Consider the following 17,034-nt stretch of genomic DNA (forward strand, 5'->3'; position numbering starts at 1 on the left):
CACTACCGGAACGCTTGTCGAAGAGGAACTCTTCACCACGCTCACGTGGGAGTACTAATCACGCTCGCAGCACGCCTTCGTGTCAGCCAACCGTCTACCACCAGTAGCAGTGCGGGCAATAGTAACAAGTTGGCGGCCAAAGCGATGACCATCACCACGCTAATCACGCAGCCAAAGTAGGCGATCGGCAGGAATCGCGAGAAGCCCATCACGGCGAAGCCCGCCGCGATCACCACGCTGGTTAGCGTGCAGGCGCGTCCCACGGAAAGTTGCGTCACTGCAAGCGCGCGTCGAATCCCAAATCCACGTCGCCGGCACACGCGGTACCGCCATAGGTAGTGAATCGTGTCGTCTACAGCAATGCCCAGCGCCACGGCCAGCATCATGGAGGTCACCGTGTTGAATGGCACATGCAACAGGACCATCAGGCCGACGCACGAAGCGCCTGCAAACAACGGCGGCGCCATGCCCAACAAGGCCATCCGCCAACTTCGCAGCACGGCGGCCATCGTGAAGAATACGCCTAGCACGCTCAGCGCCAGCGAGATCGCCTGATCGCGGAGCAGATCGCGAGCGACATGGGCGTAGAAGTAGTAGAGGCCGGTTACGCGCACTCGATACCCGTCGCCCAAAAGTTCCTCGGCTCGCTGCTTGATTTCGTCGCCTAGTTCGATCTTCGCGGTGGCGCCGGGGCCTTCGTAGGCGAAGAAGCCCACCCGCACGGTGCCCGTTTCTTCATTCACAAAGCTGGCAAGCGGGTTTTCACCCAGCACGGCCGACATCGACTTCTCCAGGAACGTCATCCGCCGATCGAGTGCCGCTTGCGACTCGGGCAGCTTGATTCCTCCAAACGTCAGGAAGTCGACCACCGACACCGCCCTGGTGATGGGCCCCTGCCCTTGGTACTCCTCGGCCAGCGTGGCAACGGCCGCCAGCGATTCAGGTGTGAGTGTGGGCGCGCCATCGGTGCGGTCGATCAGCAACTCAATCGATTGCATCGGCGTGAGAGTTTCCTGCACGAACTCGTAGTTGGTGCGAACTTCGTCGTTAGGACGGAAGTTATCCAGGAAGCGGAGGTTGAATTCCAACTGCGACGTAAGCGCTACGCCTGCGAGCCCCAGCACGGCGAACAAGGTTGTGACGAAGCTCGGACTGCTGCGTGCAGAGATCAAGGTCGCCCGCAGCAGTTTTGATATGGGGCGGAACAACATCGGGCGGGTGGCGTGGTGCCTTAGCGAGATGCAACCTCCCGCCAGGCTCAACACGAGCCCCATCGACAGTCCGAGCGCCATCAATAGCGCGAACGATCGCACTGGCTCGAGCGGCGAGATGCCAATCGCCACGAATCCCACGATCGTCGTGGCGACCACTCCACAGCAAGGGCGGAAGAGTCGTCGCAGGGTGGCGACCGCGTTGCCACGGGTCTCGTCGTGCCCCACAGCCAGATGGACACAGTTGGCGATGGTCAGCACGGCTGTCAGCAACACCAGCATCGGCAAATTTAGCGCCGTGTTCACGCCGAACAGCACCGAAGCACCGAGCGCCAGGGCGACACTTGCCGCGCCGACCAGTAACGGATAGCTGGCCAACTTCAGCGAGCCCAGCGAAAGCACCAGTACCGCCAGCGCAGCGGCTGCGCCTAACAGGCCAAATGTCACCAGGTCGTCCCACACCAGGTGGGTCATCTCGTAGCTCAGAACATACGGCCCGGTAAGCGCCACCTGGTAGCCGTCGTGCGAGTCGCGAGCCTCCTCCACAATGCGTTTGAGGTCCGCGACCGTTTGCCCGCGAGGTGTGCCGAGCACCTCCTGATCGTCGCGCATTTGCAGGATGATGCTGGCGGCTTGACGATCTTTGCTCACCAGCAGGCCTTCGACCACGGAACTGCCGACAATGATCCGGCGGATCCACCCCGGCGCTTGCGCGATACAGGCCGCACTATCCACGGCTGGCAGCGCAGTCACCTGTTCGACCATCTGGCTCAAACATTGCTGCGACTCGCTCGACATCACGTCGTCCGAGCGAACCACAATGATGGCTAACTCCACACCAGCGAACTCGTCGATGAAGTTCTCCAGCGTGTCGAACTGCTCGGTGCTACTGCCAGCCAGTGTGCGTAGCGAGTAATCATCGGAGAGTCCCGGTTTCCACAGCGAAATTAGGCTCACCACTGCCAGGGTTCCCCCCACCAGTAGTATTTCCCGATGCCAGCGCGCGATTGTCCCGGCGACGTCCAAGTCTATGCTCTCCCATTCGTCTTCTTACTGTTCGGCGGCAATCCACCCGATCGCATCGCATCGGCGCGCCCACCATACTCGATTACACCGGCCCAATCCAGCCGAGCATCTCTCCCCATCTGCCCTGTTTACCCCGCATTGGGCAGGTCGGTTTCAACATCCGGGCTTTCCGCGTCGGATTCTGTCGGAGTAGCAGCGCGGAGAAATGCGTCGCAGACGTACTTTTGGGCAAGCTTCTCTTGTTCCAAACGCATTTGTTTCTCCGCGCAGTGGCAGTACATTTGCCACTCTTCCTCGTTGAGGTGAGGCAAAGCACGCTCTGGGGGACTCTTGCACTTCTGCACGTACTTCCGATGGGTTTCGTAAGTGGTAGCGTCCATCAGAATCGATTCGGCATGCGGTACTCGCTTGCGGAAGTCGGATAGAATCTCGAACCCCGCAGCGTCGATGTCGCCCCAATACAGGACTCGGTTGTCCGCCAGCCACGGCAGGTCCTTGAGCATGTGGACGCTAGTGCCCTGCCCTGCGATCACCAAGCCACGCGGCAGCGGTGGCACACACGTGAGCGGCGCCTTGTTCTCGACGATCACCACGACTGCGTTTTTCAACTGCAACTCGGCCAGCGACCGCACGGTCGCGGCGAACTCGTCAAAGGGCAAACCGGTCTCGCTCTGTAGAGTCGGATCCAGGAATACTACTTCGCGTGGCTGAAGCGCATCGCGAAGGCCGTAGCGGGGAGCGAATCGTGGTTCATTGACGTCGATCGCCGACGCCGGCAGCAACAGGTCGAGCCACCCGCGGAGCAATGTTTCATGGCGCGATATGAACTTGGTATCGACCTCCACAGGCAACTGTTGCGGATAACAGTCGGGGCGGGGATTGGCAATGAGGAACTTTGCCACCTGGATCGCCCCATTCAGTGTCCACCACTCCTCGGGCAACTGGCGGTGCGACGACTGGATCCACGGTTCCAACTCCGGAAGCTCGCGGCGGAGCTTCTCGACCATCTTTTTCATTCGCTGAAACTCATTGAGCTTGCCGGTCATCCGCAGCAAGTCTTCGAGCGTGTCAATCCAGATTCCGACGGGGCGGATGTTACTGCCGTGGATGGGGGAGTCGACCTGTTGCTCCTCCACGCGGTAGCCCCAGCTCGTTTTGGCCTTCGATTTTCTGCGCAGGGCCTCGATGTCGCGAATGTCGGCGGCAATGTTCTTGTCGCGGAGCTGGAGATTTGCTCGGACGCGGATCGGAAACGGATCTTCCTCGCCGGCGAGCCACCCGCTCACATAGTTGTCGTAGCAGGTCCTGGCCCGTTTCTTGATCTCGGCCGGCGTGATCATGCGGTACCCCTGCCCACTCCGTTGGCTACTTCGGCGTCATTCGCGGCGCCGCCGCTTCGCTCGGTCCGCCAGAAAACTGAGCGACGACTTCTTCGTACTCGCGGGCGGTCATGCTGAACAATTGCGAGCGGCCCGTCGATTCGTCTTTCACCACTTGCAAGTAACTGTTCACATACGGTTCGGTCACCCGAGCCTTGGCGTCGAGCGGCGCCACGATCAACAGTTGCAGCCCGAATCGCTCGAACAGCTTCAGCGCGTATTCGGCGTTCTGGTCGTCGATCTTGGAAAACATCTCGTCGACGACGACAAACTGGAACCGGCCCGACTGCGGCGACTCGGGGTCGAGGTCGTACTGGTAGGCGATTGCGGCTACCAGGATGGTGAACGCCAGTTTGGCCTTTTCGCCACCCGACTGCCCGGTGCTGCCTTCGTGGAAGCTGCGCGTCTCGCCCGACTCGCGATCGAGTTCACGAGCGGCGAAGGTAAACCAGTTTCGCACGTCGATCACCTTGTCGCGCCAGCGGGTCTTCTCGGTGTCGGCCAGCCGCGCGACGAGTTTCTCAATCCGCAGGAACCTCGCTTCGTTCGCTTCGCTCGAGCCTTCGTAGGCGTCGTCCAGGCACTCCCGCAGCGCGCGGCGGAAGTCGCTGATTTCGCGGTCGGACACCTCGCGTGGTTCGAGCTTCATGAACGTGCCAGGACGGTAGCTGAGGGCGGCGAGCGAGCGGTTGAGTTGCGCCACCTTGGTTTCGATCCGCCGCCGCTCTTCGTTCAAAGCGTTGTGGAACAGGGCGATCTCTTGCGTCACCTTGTCGTTCAAGCGGTCTTTGAACTTCTGTTCGTGCCGCGGCAGGTCTTCTTCGCGAATCTGCGCGAGCAGCGCCAGAAACGCACCGAGCGATTCACGCGACGCCGATAGATCGGCCTGCTGCTCGGCAAAAACCCGCAGGAAGCGATTCATTTCTTCGACCAATCGGTCGCCCAGCCGAATGAAAGGTCCGCGGCGACGCTCGATCTCATCGCGCAGCTCCGCGGTCCATGTGCTCTTGGTCGTGGAGAGGTTTTCTGGCGAGAGCGGTTCGGAGAGCGACGCGACAATCGCTGGGAAGCTCTCGGCGTGCTGTTCGAAATCGCCGCTGTTGTGCGATTGGGCAAGCTGCTTTTCGGCGCGTGCGATTTCCGTTTCGCGCTGCGACACCAAATCTTGCATCAACGCCAACTTGCGGTTCAGCGAGGTGCGCTGGTTGTCCAGACTCTCGACCGTTTGCTCTTCCTGTTGCAAACGGTGCTTGAGCGCCTTGACCGCGGTGTTCGACGATTCGAGTTCTTGCTTCTCCCGATCCAGCGAAGCGAGCTCCCGCTCGTGTCGCCCCACGTCGACTTCGTCGAACCGCTTCAGCTTCGAAGCTTCTTCGGCGGCGGCCAACGTGGCGCGCGCGTCGGCCAGTTCCGTCGCCCGCGCGGTAGTGGCCACGTCGAGTGTGGCGATCTCGCCCTTCAGTTGTTCCAGCCGCTCGATAAGCAGCCGCTTTTTCTCGCGGTTGTCCCAGCCCAAAACGTAATGGCGGCGATCCACCGCGCGGGGGCGATCGTCCTTGGTGTGCCGCTCGCGGGAGTACTTGATGTGACGGTTCTCGGTCATCGCCCGGCCGGTGGCCGATTCGAACTCCTCGACCGAGTCGCAACAGCGGTAGTCGAATCGCCGCGCCAATTCCTCCCGCACCCAAGGTGCGAGCGGGTGGCGGTTGCGGAACTGCAGCTTGCGCACGAGCGACTGGGGGTGCAGCCGATCGCCAGTCTGCTCGGCGCTGCGGCCCACCAGCAGGTAGTCGAGCCGCTGCCCGCGGCCGCGTGGGTCGACGAGCTTCGTGCGATCGATGTACGCCCGCACACGCGCGTAGTATGGCTCGGGTACCAGCATGCTCTGGGCGAATGATCGCAACACGAGCTCCGCCGATGCTTCCCAGCGACGCTCATCGGCCGCGACCGTGATCAGCTCGGCGGCGAACGGTAGCTCTTGTGTTTTGAGCCCCAAGTCGGCGCACATCTCCTGCCGCATCGCCACTAAGGCGGATGGCAAGTTGCTCGACCGGTTGCCAAGCGCCGCCAACTCTTGTTCGTCCTCTCTCGCGGCCCGCACGTACTCGCCCCGCTGGATGACCAGCTCTTCGTACTTCGTTTCGAGTTCTTGTTGCCGCTTCGTCGTAGTGGTTGCGCGTTCTTGTAGCTCTAGTTGCACCTTGGCAAGCAATTTCTCGCCGTCGATGGTGCAATCGATGCCAGCGGTGCGAAGTAGCTCGTGGTAACGCTCGGATGCCGATTGTTTCGCGGCAAGGTGTGCTCGCTCGACAGCCATCAGCTGCGGAATCGCCTTGAGCCGCTCGCCACCCGCCTGGTCGATCTCGTTGCGAAGCTGCCGGATTTGCTCGCGGGCTTGGGACTCGCGGAGTTTGATCTCGGCGATCGCTTGCTCGGTTTGGTGGACTTCGTCACGCTGACGCACCAGCGCCGGAACCAGCAGGTCGACGGTTTGCTGATGGAAAAACGTGGCGGCGGCCGCCAGTTGCCGTTCGCGAGCCGACAGCTCAGCTTCTTCGTCGCGGAACCGCAGCCCGAGCGATTCGACTGGCCCGAGAAGTTCCTCCGCCTTGCGAGTGCGGACGAGTTCCTGGTGGGCGACGCTCAGGTCGTGGAAGTGAGCGAGCAGCTTCGAGACGGTCTCTTGCCAATTGTGCCGCTCGAGCATGTGGTCGCGAATGAAGCGGTCGAGGCTTTGGATGTCTTTGACCGCTACGGTCTGGTTGAACATGTCCATCGCCTTGGGCAGCATGCCCGTACGGCGAGTGAGCCAACTGCGGTACTTCACGAACTTCTTCGTGGTCTCGTACCCCAAACGATGCAGGTGCTCGGCCAGTTCGTCCGCTTGTCGCACACCGGCCAAGTCTTCCTCCAGCGCTCGCGGCTCATCTGCGATGGCAAAGAGCTTCTCGGTCGACCCATCACTTGCCAGGTGCAACACCTGGCACAGCGTGAACGACTTGCCGAGTTGCTCGTCGCCGAACACCGCGGCAATTGCACTGAGCTGCGACGCTTGCGGGCGGAGGTACTTCACGACCGCCATGTTCGAATCGTCGCTGGTGCGGGCGTAGGCGCCGCGGATGTAGCTCTTCTCGGTGCGCTCAGTCTTGCGCGCGCCGGCCGCGACGTTGTAGTTTCGCGTGCGAGGCTCGACCAACAGCGTCAGGATCGCGTCGACCAGCGTCGACTTGCCCGAGCCATTGTGGCCCACCAGCAGCGACGTACGGCCCTTGGGCTCGAAGCGGTAAACGTGCCCGTCCGAGCTGTCGAAGGTTCCCCAATTCAGTAGCTCCAGCTTTTGCAGCCGGTAGCCGGGGCGTTCGGGGCGAATGTCGAACAAGTAATCCATATGGGTGAATTCAGGGGTCGGAGGTCAGGGATCTGCGAGCGAAATTATCTACTCGGCGGCGGCAAGCAGACGGTCGCGGAGGGATTCGAGTTCTTCCAGCGGCAGGCGGGCTTTGAGCAGTCGGCAAACTTCCCAGGTGTCGCTGGCGCCGCCGAATTTGCGGACGAACTTCAGCTTCTCCAGCGAACTCAAACCCGCAAGCAATTGCTTGCGGAGCCGCACTTCGTCCTGCTCGCTGGGAAAGAACTGCTTCCAGTCCTCCAGCAGTGCGTTCACGTCGACGATGCACCGCTCGTTGTCGAGGTCTTCGTCCTCGAATCGGCGGTACTCGTCTCGCAGCAGCACGCACAGTAGCGTGGCCGCGTAACCCAACGACGTACGGCGGAACAATCGCGGCAGACGCTCGTAGCCGCCGCTGCGATGGTCCTCGTCGACCTGCTTGAGGTACGCCATGCCTTCGTTGCGGTCGACGACGAGCATCAGCCCGATCTTGGCGAAGTAGGTCACCAGGTCCGACTCGCGCGCCAGCAATGTGTCCCACGCCAGGATGTCGTCGGCGTACAGCACGCCTTGCAGCAGTCGCACGGCGGGTACGCCGAGTTCGTCGAACTCGGGCAGGTCACTTACTTCGGTGGTTTCGAAACTCATTGGATTGCTCCTGCCGCCACGTTTGCTTTCCGCAGACCGCGGGCGAGAAACACCACGCGGGGGACTTCGTAGGTTGCCAGTTCGCCGGTCACCGTTTGTATGTGCACCACATGGGTCTTGTCGGTGGTTACCTCATGTCCCTCGTCGTGTGCGAGTTGCAGGTAACCCAAGAGTTCGATTGCGCCGGTCGTCACGGGGTAGGCTTCGAGCAGTTCCGGCAGAGTCACCTCGTGCCCCGACTGTTCCACCGCGCTCTCCACGTTCTGGTGCATGCGTTTCCAGTCCAAACGCTCTAGCGCCACGAAGTGGCGGAACGCGGCGAAGCGGTCGAGCTCATCCGGTTCGTGCTGCAACAGTTCGCGGACATCGAACTCGGTGGGCGCGGTCCAGAATGTTCGCTCCATGGGATTGGTCAACTGCAGTTGCGTCGCCAGCCGCAGGCCGACTTCGTCGCCCGGCGGGTTGGTGGCCAAGTTGCGAGCCGTGGTTTTGATCTGCGAGAGTACCTCGGCGACTCGCTGCCTCGAGGTGTTGCTCCGCACGTCGAGCAATCGACGCAACGTGGCGCTCAAACGACGGGTAGTGCGGAGCACCTTTTCGGCTTCGTCCGCCAGGTGCGAGATCATGCCCCGCACGCGCTGCATGCCGCCGGTTTGCTCGGCCAGGGCGTCGATCTTTTGCAACTCGGCAACGACCGATTCGAGTTGTTCCTGTTTGGCTGGCGAGAGAATCAGTCGCACGAATTCGTTGAAGCTCACCCCCTGGTCGGCGAATTTCAGGCGGTCCTCGGCCGCCAGGGCTTGGCCCAGGATTTCGCCGCGGGCGGCGCCCGGATCGTTCTGCCGCTGCTGCACCTCGCGGGTGATCGCCTTGAACGACTCCTCCACCGCCCGAAAGTCGCCCTGCAGCGAGGTGAGGTCGGCGACTGCGTCGGCGAATCGCTCGCGAATGGCGGTGGCCGAGTAGGTTTCGACGCCGGTGCCCGACTCGATGGCAGCGATCTCTTCGTCCAGCCTTCGCCGCTCGGCGCGAAGGTGCGCGAGCCGCTGCTCGGGGTCGTCGGAGCTGCGGACCACGATGTCGGAGAGGGCGTCGATGATTCGTTTGAGCCGCGACTCGGTGCCCACAAAGCCCACGCCCCGCTCGAGCAAGTGGCTGAGGAACTTCAGCACCTCTTCGGTGTGCGGCGTCAGTTCATAGACCGGTTCGGCGTGTTCGGCGTCGTGATAGCGTCGCAGCCAGCGGACACCCGCCGATGTCCAATCGTTCAGATAATTTTCCGCGCGGTCGGCGAGACACTCTGGCTCGCTAGCATGAAGTTCGTCAAGGAACTCGGCGAGCCGCTGCACCAGTTCGGCGTGGCCGATGGTGATCTCGTCGCGCTCTTTGAACTCGCGATGCAGAAAGTAAGCGATCGGCGCAGCGTGCGGCGAACGCAGCAGTCTTGCCGCGGGATTCGTCGAGAAGAAACTAACCAGTCGGTCCAGCTTCACGCTTCGCACTCCAGCACCGTCCGTCCCCGCCCGGGCGTCGGGCGGGGTAGTCCTACATTATAGGCACTTGACCGGCTCGATGTGGAACTAGCGGCAAGTGGGTGCTGGCATCCGTGTGTAGGTGACTTGGCTGGCTGCTAAACCGACCAGTTTTGCTCCTTGTTGGAGAGCCACAACAGCACTGGGGAGGCGATGAAGATCGAGCTGTAGGTACCCACGATCACGCCAATAACCAAGGCGAACGCGAAGGCGTGGATGCCGTCGCCGCCGAAGAAGTACAAAATTGCCACCACGATTAATGTGGTGAGCGAGGTGAGCAACGTGCGGCTCAATGTCTGGTTCACGCTGGTATTGATCATCTCGGCGGTGAGCGTGGGGCTCTTGCCCCGCACCTCGCGGATGCGGTCGAACACCACGATCGTATCGTTCAGCGAGTAACCGATAATGGTGAGGAACGCGGCGACGATCGGCAGGCTGATCTGGAATGCATCGATCTGCAGTGGACCAGCGATCCCGCCTGCGTACTCCACCAAGTAGGCACTCAAGGCGATGATGCCCAGCGTCACGAGCACGTCGTGCACCAGGGCCACCACGGCAGCCAAACCGTAGGAGATCTTCTGGAAGCGAATCCAGATGTAACCAATGATACCCAAAAGACTTACGCCGATGGCGTAGATGGCCTGCAGTCGCATGTCGCCGGCAACGCGGCCGCCAATCTTATTGGCCAGTGGGAAGATCGGCTCGCCGTTCTTCTCGTCCACGATGGTGTCGATCACCGCTTGGGCCTGCGATTGATCCACGCCGGCCAGGCGGACTGTCCACTCTGCGTACCGTCGGCTACTACCTTCGGTGTACTTCGGATTGGTGATCACGGGCGCAACGCCCGAGAGATCCATGTCGGCTAGCACGTCACGCACGTCGCTCATCAAGGTGTCGTACGACACGCCCGCCAACGATTCTTTTTCGCTTTCTTCGCCAAAGTGCAGTTTCGATTCAAAGCCGGAGAATTGGTTCTCGCCCTCTTCGCCCTCGGCGAATGCCTCGAGCGGCGTAGCGCTGATCTCGTAGGTTTCCAGCTTGCCTTCGAAGGTCTTCTTCAAGATGTCTTCGACATGCTCTACGGCGTTGGGGATGGTCTCGCCGGTCTTCTCGTCGACGTCGTCCAGCACACTGCAGTCGACCTTGAAGGTCGTGCCTTCGGGGCCGTCCTGTTTCCGCTCGACAACCAGCAAGTTCTTACCCTTGAGTGGCTCCTCCAACGCTTCCTTCACTTCGCCTTGTGTCATGGCGTGCGCTTCCTGCAACACCATGGTGACCGAAGTGCCGCCGGTGAAGTCGATGTTCAACAGGTTGCTTTTCCGCCCTGCGACTCCGAACATACCTGCGCCAATGACCACCAGGGACATAAGCGTCGCGACAGGCCACTTGCTCATGAAGTGGAAGTCGGGGCGGCTGAAGATGTGCATCATGGTGAGCTTGGTGATCCAGCCTCGACGCTCGGCGATGTCGAACAACAGTCGCGAGCAGAAGATGGCTGTGTACATGCTCATGATGATGCCCAGGATGAGCGTGATGGCGAAGCCTTTAATCTGGTCGGTGCCGATCACGTAGAGCACAAGGCCTGTGATCAGCGTCGTTACGTTGGCGTCGACAATCGTGGTGGTCGCCCGGCCAAAGCCGTTGCGGATCGCCATGCGAAGTGTCGCCCCGCGGGCGAGTTCCTCGCGGATGCGCTCGAAAATCAGCACGTTGGCGTCGACCGACATACCCACAGTCAGCACCAGACCAGCCAAGCCAGGCAGGGTGAATGCCGCGTTCAACAGCACCATGGCCCCCACCACCAACACAATGTTCAGTACCAACGCCAAGCAGGCGACGATGCCGGCAAAGCGGTAGTAGATCAGGATGAACGCCAGCACGATCGACATCGAGACAATCATCGCCCGGGTGCCTTGCTTGATCGTGAGTTCACCGATTTCCGGACCGGTGAGTGTCTCGCTGACCGGTGTTTTGTTGAGCGCGGCAGGCAGGCTACCGGCGTCGAGAATGCTCACCACATGCTCGACCTCTTCCTCGTCCATGCCGCGGCCGCTGATCGTGCCGACGCTCGTAATTCGGCTGCGAATCGACGGGGCGGAGCGAAGCTGTTCGTCGAGGATGATGCCCAGGAAGTAGGGCCGCGGATTCGGAATGTACTTGCCGGTCAACTTGCCGAAGCGATTGGAGCCTTGGGTGTTGAACCGGAACTGAACCTGAAAGCCCTCGGGGCCGACGTCTTTGCTGGCGCCGTCCAGGTACTCGCCGGTCACGTTGTAGGGGTCGACGTGGACCAGGATTTCCGGTGCGTGGACGCCCATTCGCTTAACGACCGACTCGCCTCGAATATCATCGGGCTTGGGCGGTTCGTCCAACTTTCCGAATTCGTCGATGTCGTATTCCACCCACCTGGCGACCGGAATGTTGTTGATCTTGGCCACCGTTTGGCCGGGCGGGAGCCGCAGGGCCAACTCGATCTCGTCCTTGAACTCATTGCGCGTGCGATCGGCCAGGATGCGGAACTCGAGTTGACCGAGGTCCGTGATTTTCCTTTTGATATCTTCCAGTTCCGCTTGACCCGCCTTCGGGATGATGATCTCGATACTCTTACCGCGGCTGCGGATGGTGACTTCCTTGGTGCCACTGGGGTCGACGCGTTCCTTCAACGCGGCCAGCATCTCGTCCATGCTGAATGAATCGCGACGCCCGGTTCCGGCTTCGGATTCGGCTTCGGGATCCTGAGGATTGCCCTCTTCGTCGATCAATTTCGGATCGGCCAAGTCGTAAATCAGCGTGACGCCGCCGCCCAGGTCGGGGCCCAGCTTGAAGCCGTTCTCGCGGGTCGAAGCGGATACCACCGCCAGGATGCCGGCCGCGGCGATGCCCAGGACGGTTGCGATCTTCCAGCCGTGGTCGGGCATGTTGAGCGACTTGGCCAGCGATGCGCCAATGAACCCTGGAACGATGAACAGCGCCAGGATGATGGCCGCCATGAGGAAGGGCGACATGCCTTCGCTCGTCTCTGCGTCGGCAGTCTCGGAGTCGGCGCCGCTTTCGCTCGTTCCTTCCTCCGCAGGTCCGTCGGCGGGGGCTTCTTCGGTCGCGTCATCGTCGACCACGACCTCCTCGGTCGTCTCTTCGGTAACGACGTCTTCGGTCGCTCCCTCGTCGGCAGAGGCAGTCTCGTTGGCCGAAGCTGCTTCTTCGGAGGCAACTTCTTCCGCCGGCTGTTCGGCCGTGGCAGACCCCGCATCCTGCGCCAGGCAAACGCTCGGCGTGAGCGTCGCGCCGATGGCAAGCAGGGAGAAGACGATAAGCAGAGCGGTCCACGACCGCAGGTTGATCACCTGGTTCATAATATCGGTTACTTGTCTTTAGTCTTTAGCCTTGTCCTTGCCGCTGTTGTCGTCGTCGCCCAGGATCTGGGCGATAGCAGCCAGGCTCACTTTGATTTTGGTTCCGGTCGCGTCGTCCACCCGCAGGGTCACTCGGCCGGCGTCGCGCTGAATGTTGGTTACCACTCCATAGATGCCACCCGTGGTAATAACACGGTCGGTTTCCTTCACTCCCTGCAGCTTCTTTAGCGCTTCCTGCTTCTTCTTCTCAGGCAGGAACAGCATGAAATAAGCCAATAGTGCGATCAGCACCATGGGGATGTAGTTGATGTACCAGGGCCGGTCTTGGTTGGCGGCCTGCTGAGCAGCCGCTTCCTGAGCCAGAAAGAGGAGATTGGTCCAGTCCACCGGGCGCCCGCCTAACCTTCTTGGAGCAGAGGAATTGGAATGCAAAACAGCAGAATCGACCCCGCCACGCGCACAGGCCGACCCCCGGTCCGCAGACCGAAGCGAGTATCATAAGTCCTTACGCCGTAAGGGGGAAGGGGGATTGGCAGCGATGGGCTGGGGCAGCCGATCGCCGCCGGAGAGGGGGCCCTACCAGCCAAAGTACCCCCGAACCGGCGCGGATGCGGCATCGGGGAACAACGTGATCGTCGCCAACGCGATCAGAATGCCGAGCATCGCGGCCGCGCCCAGCCAGTGGGTCCAGTGCCGGCTGGTGCCTGTGATCAGGTCCTGAGCGGCGGCCAATGCCACGGGAACCGCCAGTATCGTGCACCAGAAATGCCACCCAGCAATGGCCATTGAGAGCACGGAGGCTGTCAGACTCGCGAAGGCAACTCGCCAGGCTAGGCAGCTGTTTGGCGATGCGACTCCTCGCAGCAGGTACGCCAACAGCAAGAGTATCAGAAGCACCCGAGAGACAATCCAGGCGACTGGAAACGCGTCGTGGTTGAGGTGAAAAACCAGCAAGCTGACTATCAACGCGGCGAAATAGCCGATCGCAGCTACGGCTATTGCCACGGAGAGCCTGGCCCCGGGAGCGAGCCGACCACGTAGGCCCCGCCATCGCCAACGCAACTGCACGGCTGTCGCCACGACGCTGGCGGAAACGGCCGCAGCGATGACAACCAAGCAGCCGATAACCACCGGGTGATCGATCGCCGGCCCACCCCGGACCCCGCGATCGAATGCCACGAGCCCCGTTATGGACAATGCACACGTGGTGGTAATGGCCAGCAGGTGACCCAACCGCAGCGGTGGTAGGGGCTGCTCTGGAGAGTCGACTTCGGGCGAGGTTGGATTCGGTTGCACTGGCACTTCCCCCCTTTGCTCGGACCCCAATCTACTCGCTTCGCCAGCCGGCTAGCTTCTCCCGCCGGAAGTCGGCGTAGCGATCGGCCGCGATGGCCTCGCGGGCGGCGGTCATCAGTCGCTGGTAGTAGGTCAGATTGTGGATCGACAGCAGAATCGGTCCCAGCATCTCGCCCGATGTGAACAGATGCCGCAGGTAGCCGCGGCTGTGTCGGCACGCCGGGCAGGGGCAATCGGCATCCAGCGGCTGTGGGTCGGTCTTGTGGCACTCGTTCCGTAGCCGCAGTGGACCAGAGTCGGTAAACGCCAGGGCGTTGCGGCCGTTTCGCGTGGGCATCACGCAATCGAACATGTCGACGCCCCGGTGTACCGCTTCGATCAAGTCCTCCGGCTTGCCCACGCCCATCAGGTATCGTGGTCGGTCGGCCGGCAGGTGCGGCGTGGTCGCCTCGATGGTGCGATACATCTCCTCGGGCTCCTCGCCCACGCTCAGGCCGCCAATGGCGTAACCGGCGAAGTTCAGCTCCACGAGCCGCTCGGCCGATTCACGCCGCAGCTCTGCGTCGAGCCCGCCCTGCACAATGGCGAAGATCGACTGGTCCTCGCGCCCGGCCGCCCGTTGGCATCGCTCGGCCCAACGAACGCTACGCAGCATGGCGTCGGCGATGGCATCCCGCTCGGCGGGTAGCGCAATCACGTGATCGAGCTGCATCGCGATGTCGCTGCCCAGCTTCTCCTGGATGGCGATCGAGTCCTCTGGCGTGAGGTTGATGCGGGAGCCGTCGATATGCGATTGGAATGTGGCGCCCTGCTCGGTGATCTTGACGCGCTCGGCCAGGCTGAAGATCTGAAAGCCACCGCTGTCGGTCAGAATGGGGCCCTGCCAGCCACTGAATGTATGCAGGCCGCCCAGCGTGGCCACCACGTCGGCCCCGGGACGCAGCGCCAAGTGATAGGTGTTGCCCAGGATGATGCCGGCGCCAGTGGCGGCCACCTGGTCGATGGTCACCCCTTTCACCGTGCCCACAGTGCCGACCGGCATGAACGTGGGCAGCTGCACCTGGCCATGCGGAGTGGTAAGCGTACCCAGCCGCGCATCACTACCAGCGTCGGTATGGTGCAACTCGTAGGTCACCGCATGCGAGCGGCCGGTTGTGGGTTGCGGATTGGGCGAGTCCGTAGCCTCGTCTTCGTTCCGCATTCCACGCTCCTCAGGCCGCGTTCGCCCGTTCCGCATTCAAAGCTCAGTCGCCACGCAGCTTCAGGTTAGCGGCTGTGAGCTTCTCGCGGACCTCGTTCAAGCTGGTAACGCCGAAGTTTTTGCACTCCAGCAGGTCGTCGCCCGTGCGGCGGACCAGCTCGCCGATGGTCGTCAGACCCAGGCGGACCATGCACTTGCGGGCACGCACCGAGAGGTTGAGGTCGGAAATCGGCCGATCCAGCAGCGCCCGCTCGTCGTCGGAGAGGGTTTCGGGATCGTAGGCGGGCTCTTCGTCGCGGCGTTGGTGGGCGAATTGTCCCAGTTCCAGGCCCTTGGAGGAGAGCATGTCGCGAATCTCGACCAGCGAAGTCTCGCCAAAGTTCTTGCTGGAGAGCAGCTCCAACTCGGTGGTTTCGGTCAAGTCGCCCAGCGTCATCAGGCCCATCTTCTGCAGGCAGTTGCGGCTGCGGACGGAGAGTTCGAAGTCGGTGACCGGGATGCTCAGCACCTGGCTCAAGCGATCCTGCTCGCGGCGGGCTTCCTCGTCGTAGTACATGTCCCGCGAGGCATCGGCGTCCTTATAGAACAACCGCGCCCGTTGGTGGTTGGGGAACATGTCGAGGATGCGATCGTAGCAGCCCTTGGCCTTGTCGTAGGCCTGCATGTCTTCGTACAGGATTCCCAAGTTCAGCAGCGTGCCGACATAGGTGGGGAACTGCTTGGAGGCACGCTCGTACAGCTCGCGGGCTTCGTCGTCGTTGCCGTGACGATCGTTCTCCAGCGCCAAGCCGAACAGTGCCCCGCCGTGCCCGGGATTGGCCTGCACGGCACGCTCAAGCAGCGTGTAGACTTCCTCGCGACTGCCACCCAGCACCTGCACGGTAGCCGACCGCTGGAAGAGGTACTCAGCCGTTTGCTCCACGGCGCCGGACAGCGAATCGAGCAGCTTGAGCGCTTCCTCGTACTGCTTGCTGTAGCGGAGCGCCTCGGCTTTGGCCAAGGTCACGATGTCGCTATCGTAGCCGGCCCGCTGGGAAGCGTCGTACGACTCAAGGGCTTCGGCGTATCGGTCCAAGGCGAGATACGAGCGGCCCAGGTAATAGTGGGTGAGCGCCCCGCCATCGCTGTGCTTGAGCGTATCGACGGCCGATGAGTAGCGTCCCAGCAGGTACTGGCAAGCACCCAAGCGGGCCGACGCGGCTGGCGAACGATTTTCTTGCGATTCGAGGTCCTGTACGCCTTCCTTCAACTCGCGATAGTTGGCGTAGTTCTCCGATATGGCACGGGTGATATCTTCAATCTCACGCGGACCGAATCCGGTGGACGAGACTACCATCGACTTGATTCCGGCAGAGGGAGCCTGAGCCAGCGACATATTTGGTGACCTTGGGGGTTAGTAGGAATTGGTTCTCGGTAATCGGATGCCAGGCAAGCGGTGCAAAAAACGCCGCTCTGGGGGCTGCTAGAAATCCATTGAGTCCAAGAATTCCAGTGAATCAGATCCGGCCGGGGAGTCGCACCTCCAACCCCTGCATTCCGAATGCAGCTGTGGGGTTGCCGGAAACTCCGTAAATCCTGCGATTTTGGGAAGTTACTGAATATAGCAATGAGCCGGTGATTGCTCAAGTGAACCGGCACAGCCTCGCTGCTGACGCCCGCAATGCCCCCAAGGCAGTCGGATGGCTCCGCCGAACGCTCAGGCCCCGCTTGCCTCGGATAGGTTGATTCGCGTCAGCCGACACCCGCCGGAAGCCGGGGCGAGTGTGTCGCACCACCGCTTGCCTTCGTGGGTATAACGGATCTGCACGGCCAGAGCGGACTGCTCGCGCAGAGCAACCAACCCGTCTGCCAGCGACATCGAGGCATCCTCGACCTGCTGCCGCGAGTGTCGCTTGAGCACCACTTCGATGTCCTGCCCGAAAGCGGCAATGTCGCGGAATAACGCGTTGAGCGTTTCGGCATCGAGCGTCGATTGGTGAACGTCGGGCAGTTGGTTCATG

General features: G+C 61.7%; 11 protein-coding genes. All 11 read right to left on the bottom strand.

What is annotated here, in order from left to right; genetic code table 11:
- Positions 1-41 precede the first annotated feature (41 nt).
- The gene (locus ACQK2L_RS19305; protein ID WP_425398675.1) at positions 42-2,168 is read right to left on the bottom strand and encodes an efflux RND transporter permease subunit; all 2,127 of its coding nucleotides are present in this window, start codon (positions 2,166-2,168) and stop codon (positions 42-44) included.
- A gap of 197 nt (positions 2,169-2,365) precedes the next feature.
- Positions 2,366-3,577 carry a Wadjet anti-phage system protein JetD domain-containing protein gene (locus tag ACQK2L_RS19310; RefSeq protein WP_425398676.1) on the bottom strand — a complete coding sequence of 404 codons (1,212 nt, stop codon included), beginning with the start codon at positions 3,575-3,577 and terminating at the stop codon, positions 2,366-2,368.
- A gap of 25 nt (positions 3,578-3,602) precedes the next feature.
- Positions 3,603-7,004, bottom strand: coding sequence for an ATP-binding protein (locus tag ACQK2L_RS19315; protein WP_425398677.1), 3,402 nt, complete (start codon positions 7,002-7,004; stop codon positions 3,603-3,605).
- Between the two features lie 48 nt (positions 7,005-7,052).
- The gene (locus ACQK2L_RS19320) at positions 7,053-7,652 is read right to left on the bottom strand and encodes a DUF4194 domain-containing protein (protein WP_425398678.1); all 600 of its coding nucleotides are present in this window, start codon (positions 7,650-7,652) and stop codon (positions 7,053-7,055) included.
- Positions 7,649-9,145, bottom strand: a complete 1,497-nt coding sequence (locus ACQK2L_RS19325) for a DUF3375 domain-containing protein (protein ID WP_425398679.1) — start codon at positions 9,143-9,145, stop codon at positions 7,649-7,651. Before ACQK2L_RS19325 ends, ACQK2L_RS19320 begins: the two co-directional genes overlap by 4 nt.
- Positions 9,146-9,282: 137 nt before the next feature.
- Complete coding sequence (gene secD, locus ACQK2L_RS19330; protein ID WP_425398680.1) at positions 9,283-12,537, bottom strand: protein translocase subunit SecD; 3,255 nt, start codon at positions 12,535-12,537, stop codon at positions 9,283-9,285.
- An 18-nt stretch (positions 12,538-12,555) separates the two neighbouring features.
- Entirely contained in the window at positions 12,556-12,924 is a 369-nt protein-coding gene (yajC, locus tag ACQK2L_RS19335) for a preprotein translocase subunit YajC (RefSeq protein WP_425398681.1), read from the bottom strand.
- A 189-nt stretch (positions 12,925-13,113) separates the two neighbouring features.
- Positions 13,114-13,833: a hypothetical protein gene (locus ACQK2L_RS19340; protein ID WP_425398682.1), complete on the bottom strand. Its 720-nt coding sequence runs from the start codon at positions 13,831-13,833 to the stop codon at positions 13,114-13,116.
- Between the two features lie 31 nt (positions 13,834-13,864).
- Positions 13,865-15,034 carry a tRNA guanosine(34) transglycosylase Tgt gene (gene tgt, locus ACQK2L_RS19345; RefSeq protein ID WP_425398683.1) on the bottom strand — a complete coding sequence of 390 codons (1,170 nt, stop codon included), beginning with the start codon at positions 15,032-15,034 and terminating at the stop codon, positions 13,865-13,867.
- Positions 15,035-15,077: 43 nt separating this feature from the next.
- On the bottom strand, positions 15,078-16,409 hold the full coding sequence (locus ACQK2L_RS19350; RefSeq protein ID WP_425398684.1) for a DNA-directed RNA polymerase subunit alpha C-terminal domain-containing protein: 1,332 nt from the start codon (positions 16,407-16,409) through the stop codon (positions 15,078-15,080).
- A gap of 321 nt (positions 16,410-16,730) precedes the next feature.
- Entirely contained in the window at positions 16,731-17,033 is a 303-nt protein-coding gene (locus tag ACQK2L_RS19355; protein WP_425398685.1) for a hypothetical protein, read from the bottom strand.
- Position 17,034 lies beyond the last annotated feature (1 nt).

Origin of the sequence: Aeoliella sp., from assembly GCF_965227375.1 — a bacterium.
Classification (GTDB): domain Bacteria; phylum Planctomycetota; class Planctomycetia; order Pirellulales; family Lacipirellulaceae; genus Aeoliella.

Coding starts and splice junctions, on each gene's coding strand:
- ACQK2L_RS19310 (WP_425398676.1), bottom strand. CDS start 3,577: ATGATCACGCCGGCCGAGATCAAGAAACGGGCCAGGACCTGCTACGAC.
- ACQK2L_RS19315 (WP_425398677.1), bottom strand. CDS start 7,004: ATGGATTACTTGTTCGACATTCGCCCCGAACGCCCCGGCTACCGGCTG.
- ACQK2L_RS19320 (WP_425398678.1), bottom strand. CDS start 7,652: ATGAGTTTCGAAACCACCGAAGTAAGTGACCTGCCCGAGTTCGACGAA.
- secD (WP_425398680.1), bottom strand. CDS start 12,537: ATGAACCAGGTGATCAACCTGCGGTCGTGGACCGCTCTGCTTATCGTC.
- tgt (WP_425398683.1), bottom strand. CDS start 15,034: ATGCGGAACGAAGACGAGGCTACGGACTCGCCCAATCCGCAACCCACA.
- ACQK2L_RS19350 (WP_425398684.1), bottom strand. CDS start 16,409: ATGTCGCTGGCTCAGGCTCCCTCTGCCGGAATCAAGTCGATGGTAGTC.
- ACQK2L_RS19355 (WP_425398685.1), bottom strand. CDS start 17,033: ATGAACCAACTGCCCGACGTTCACCAATCGACGCTCGATGCCGAAACG.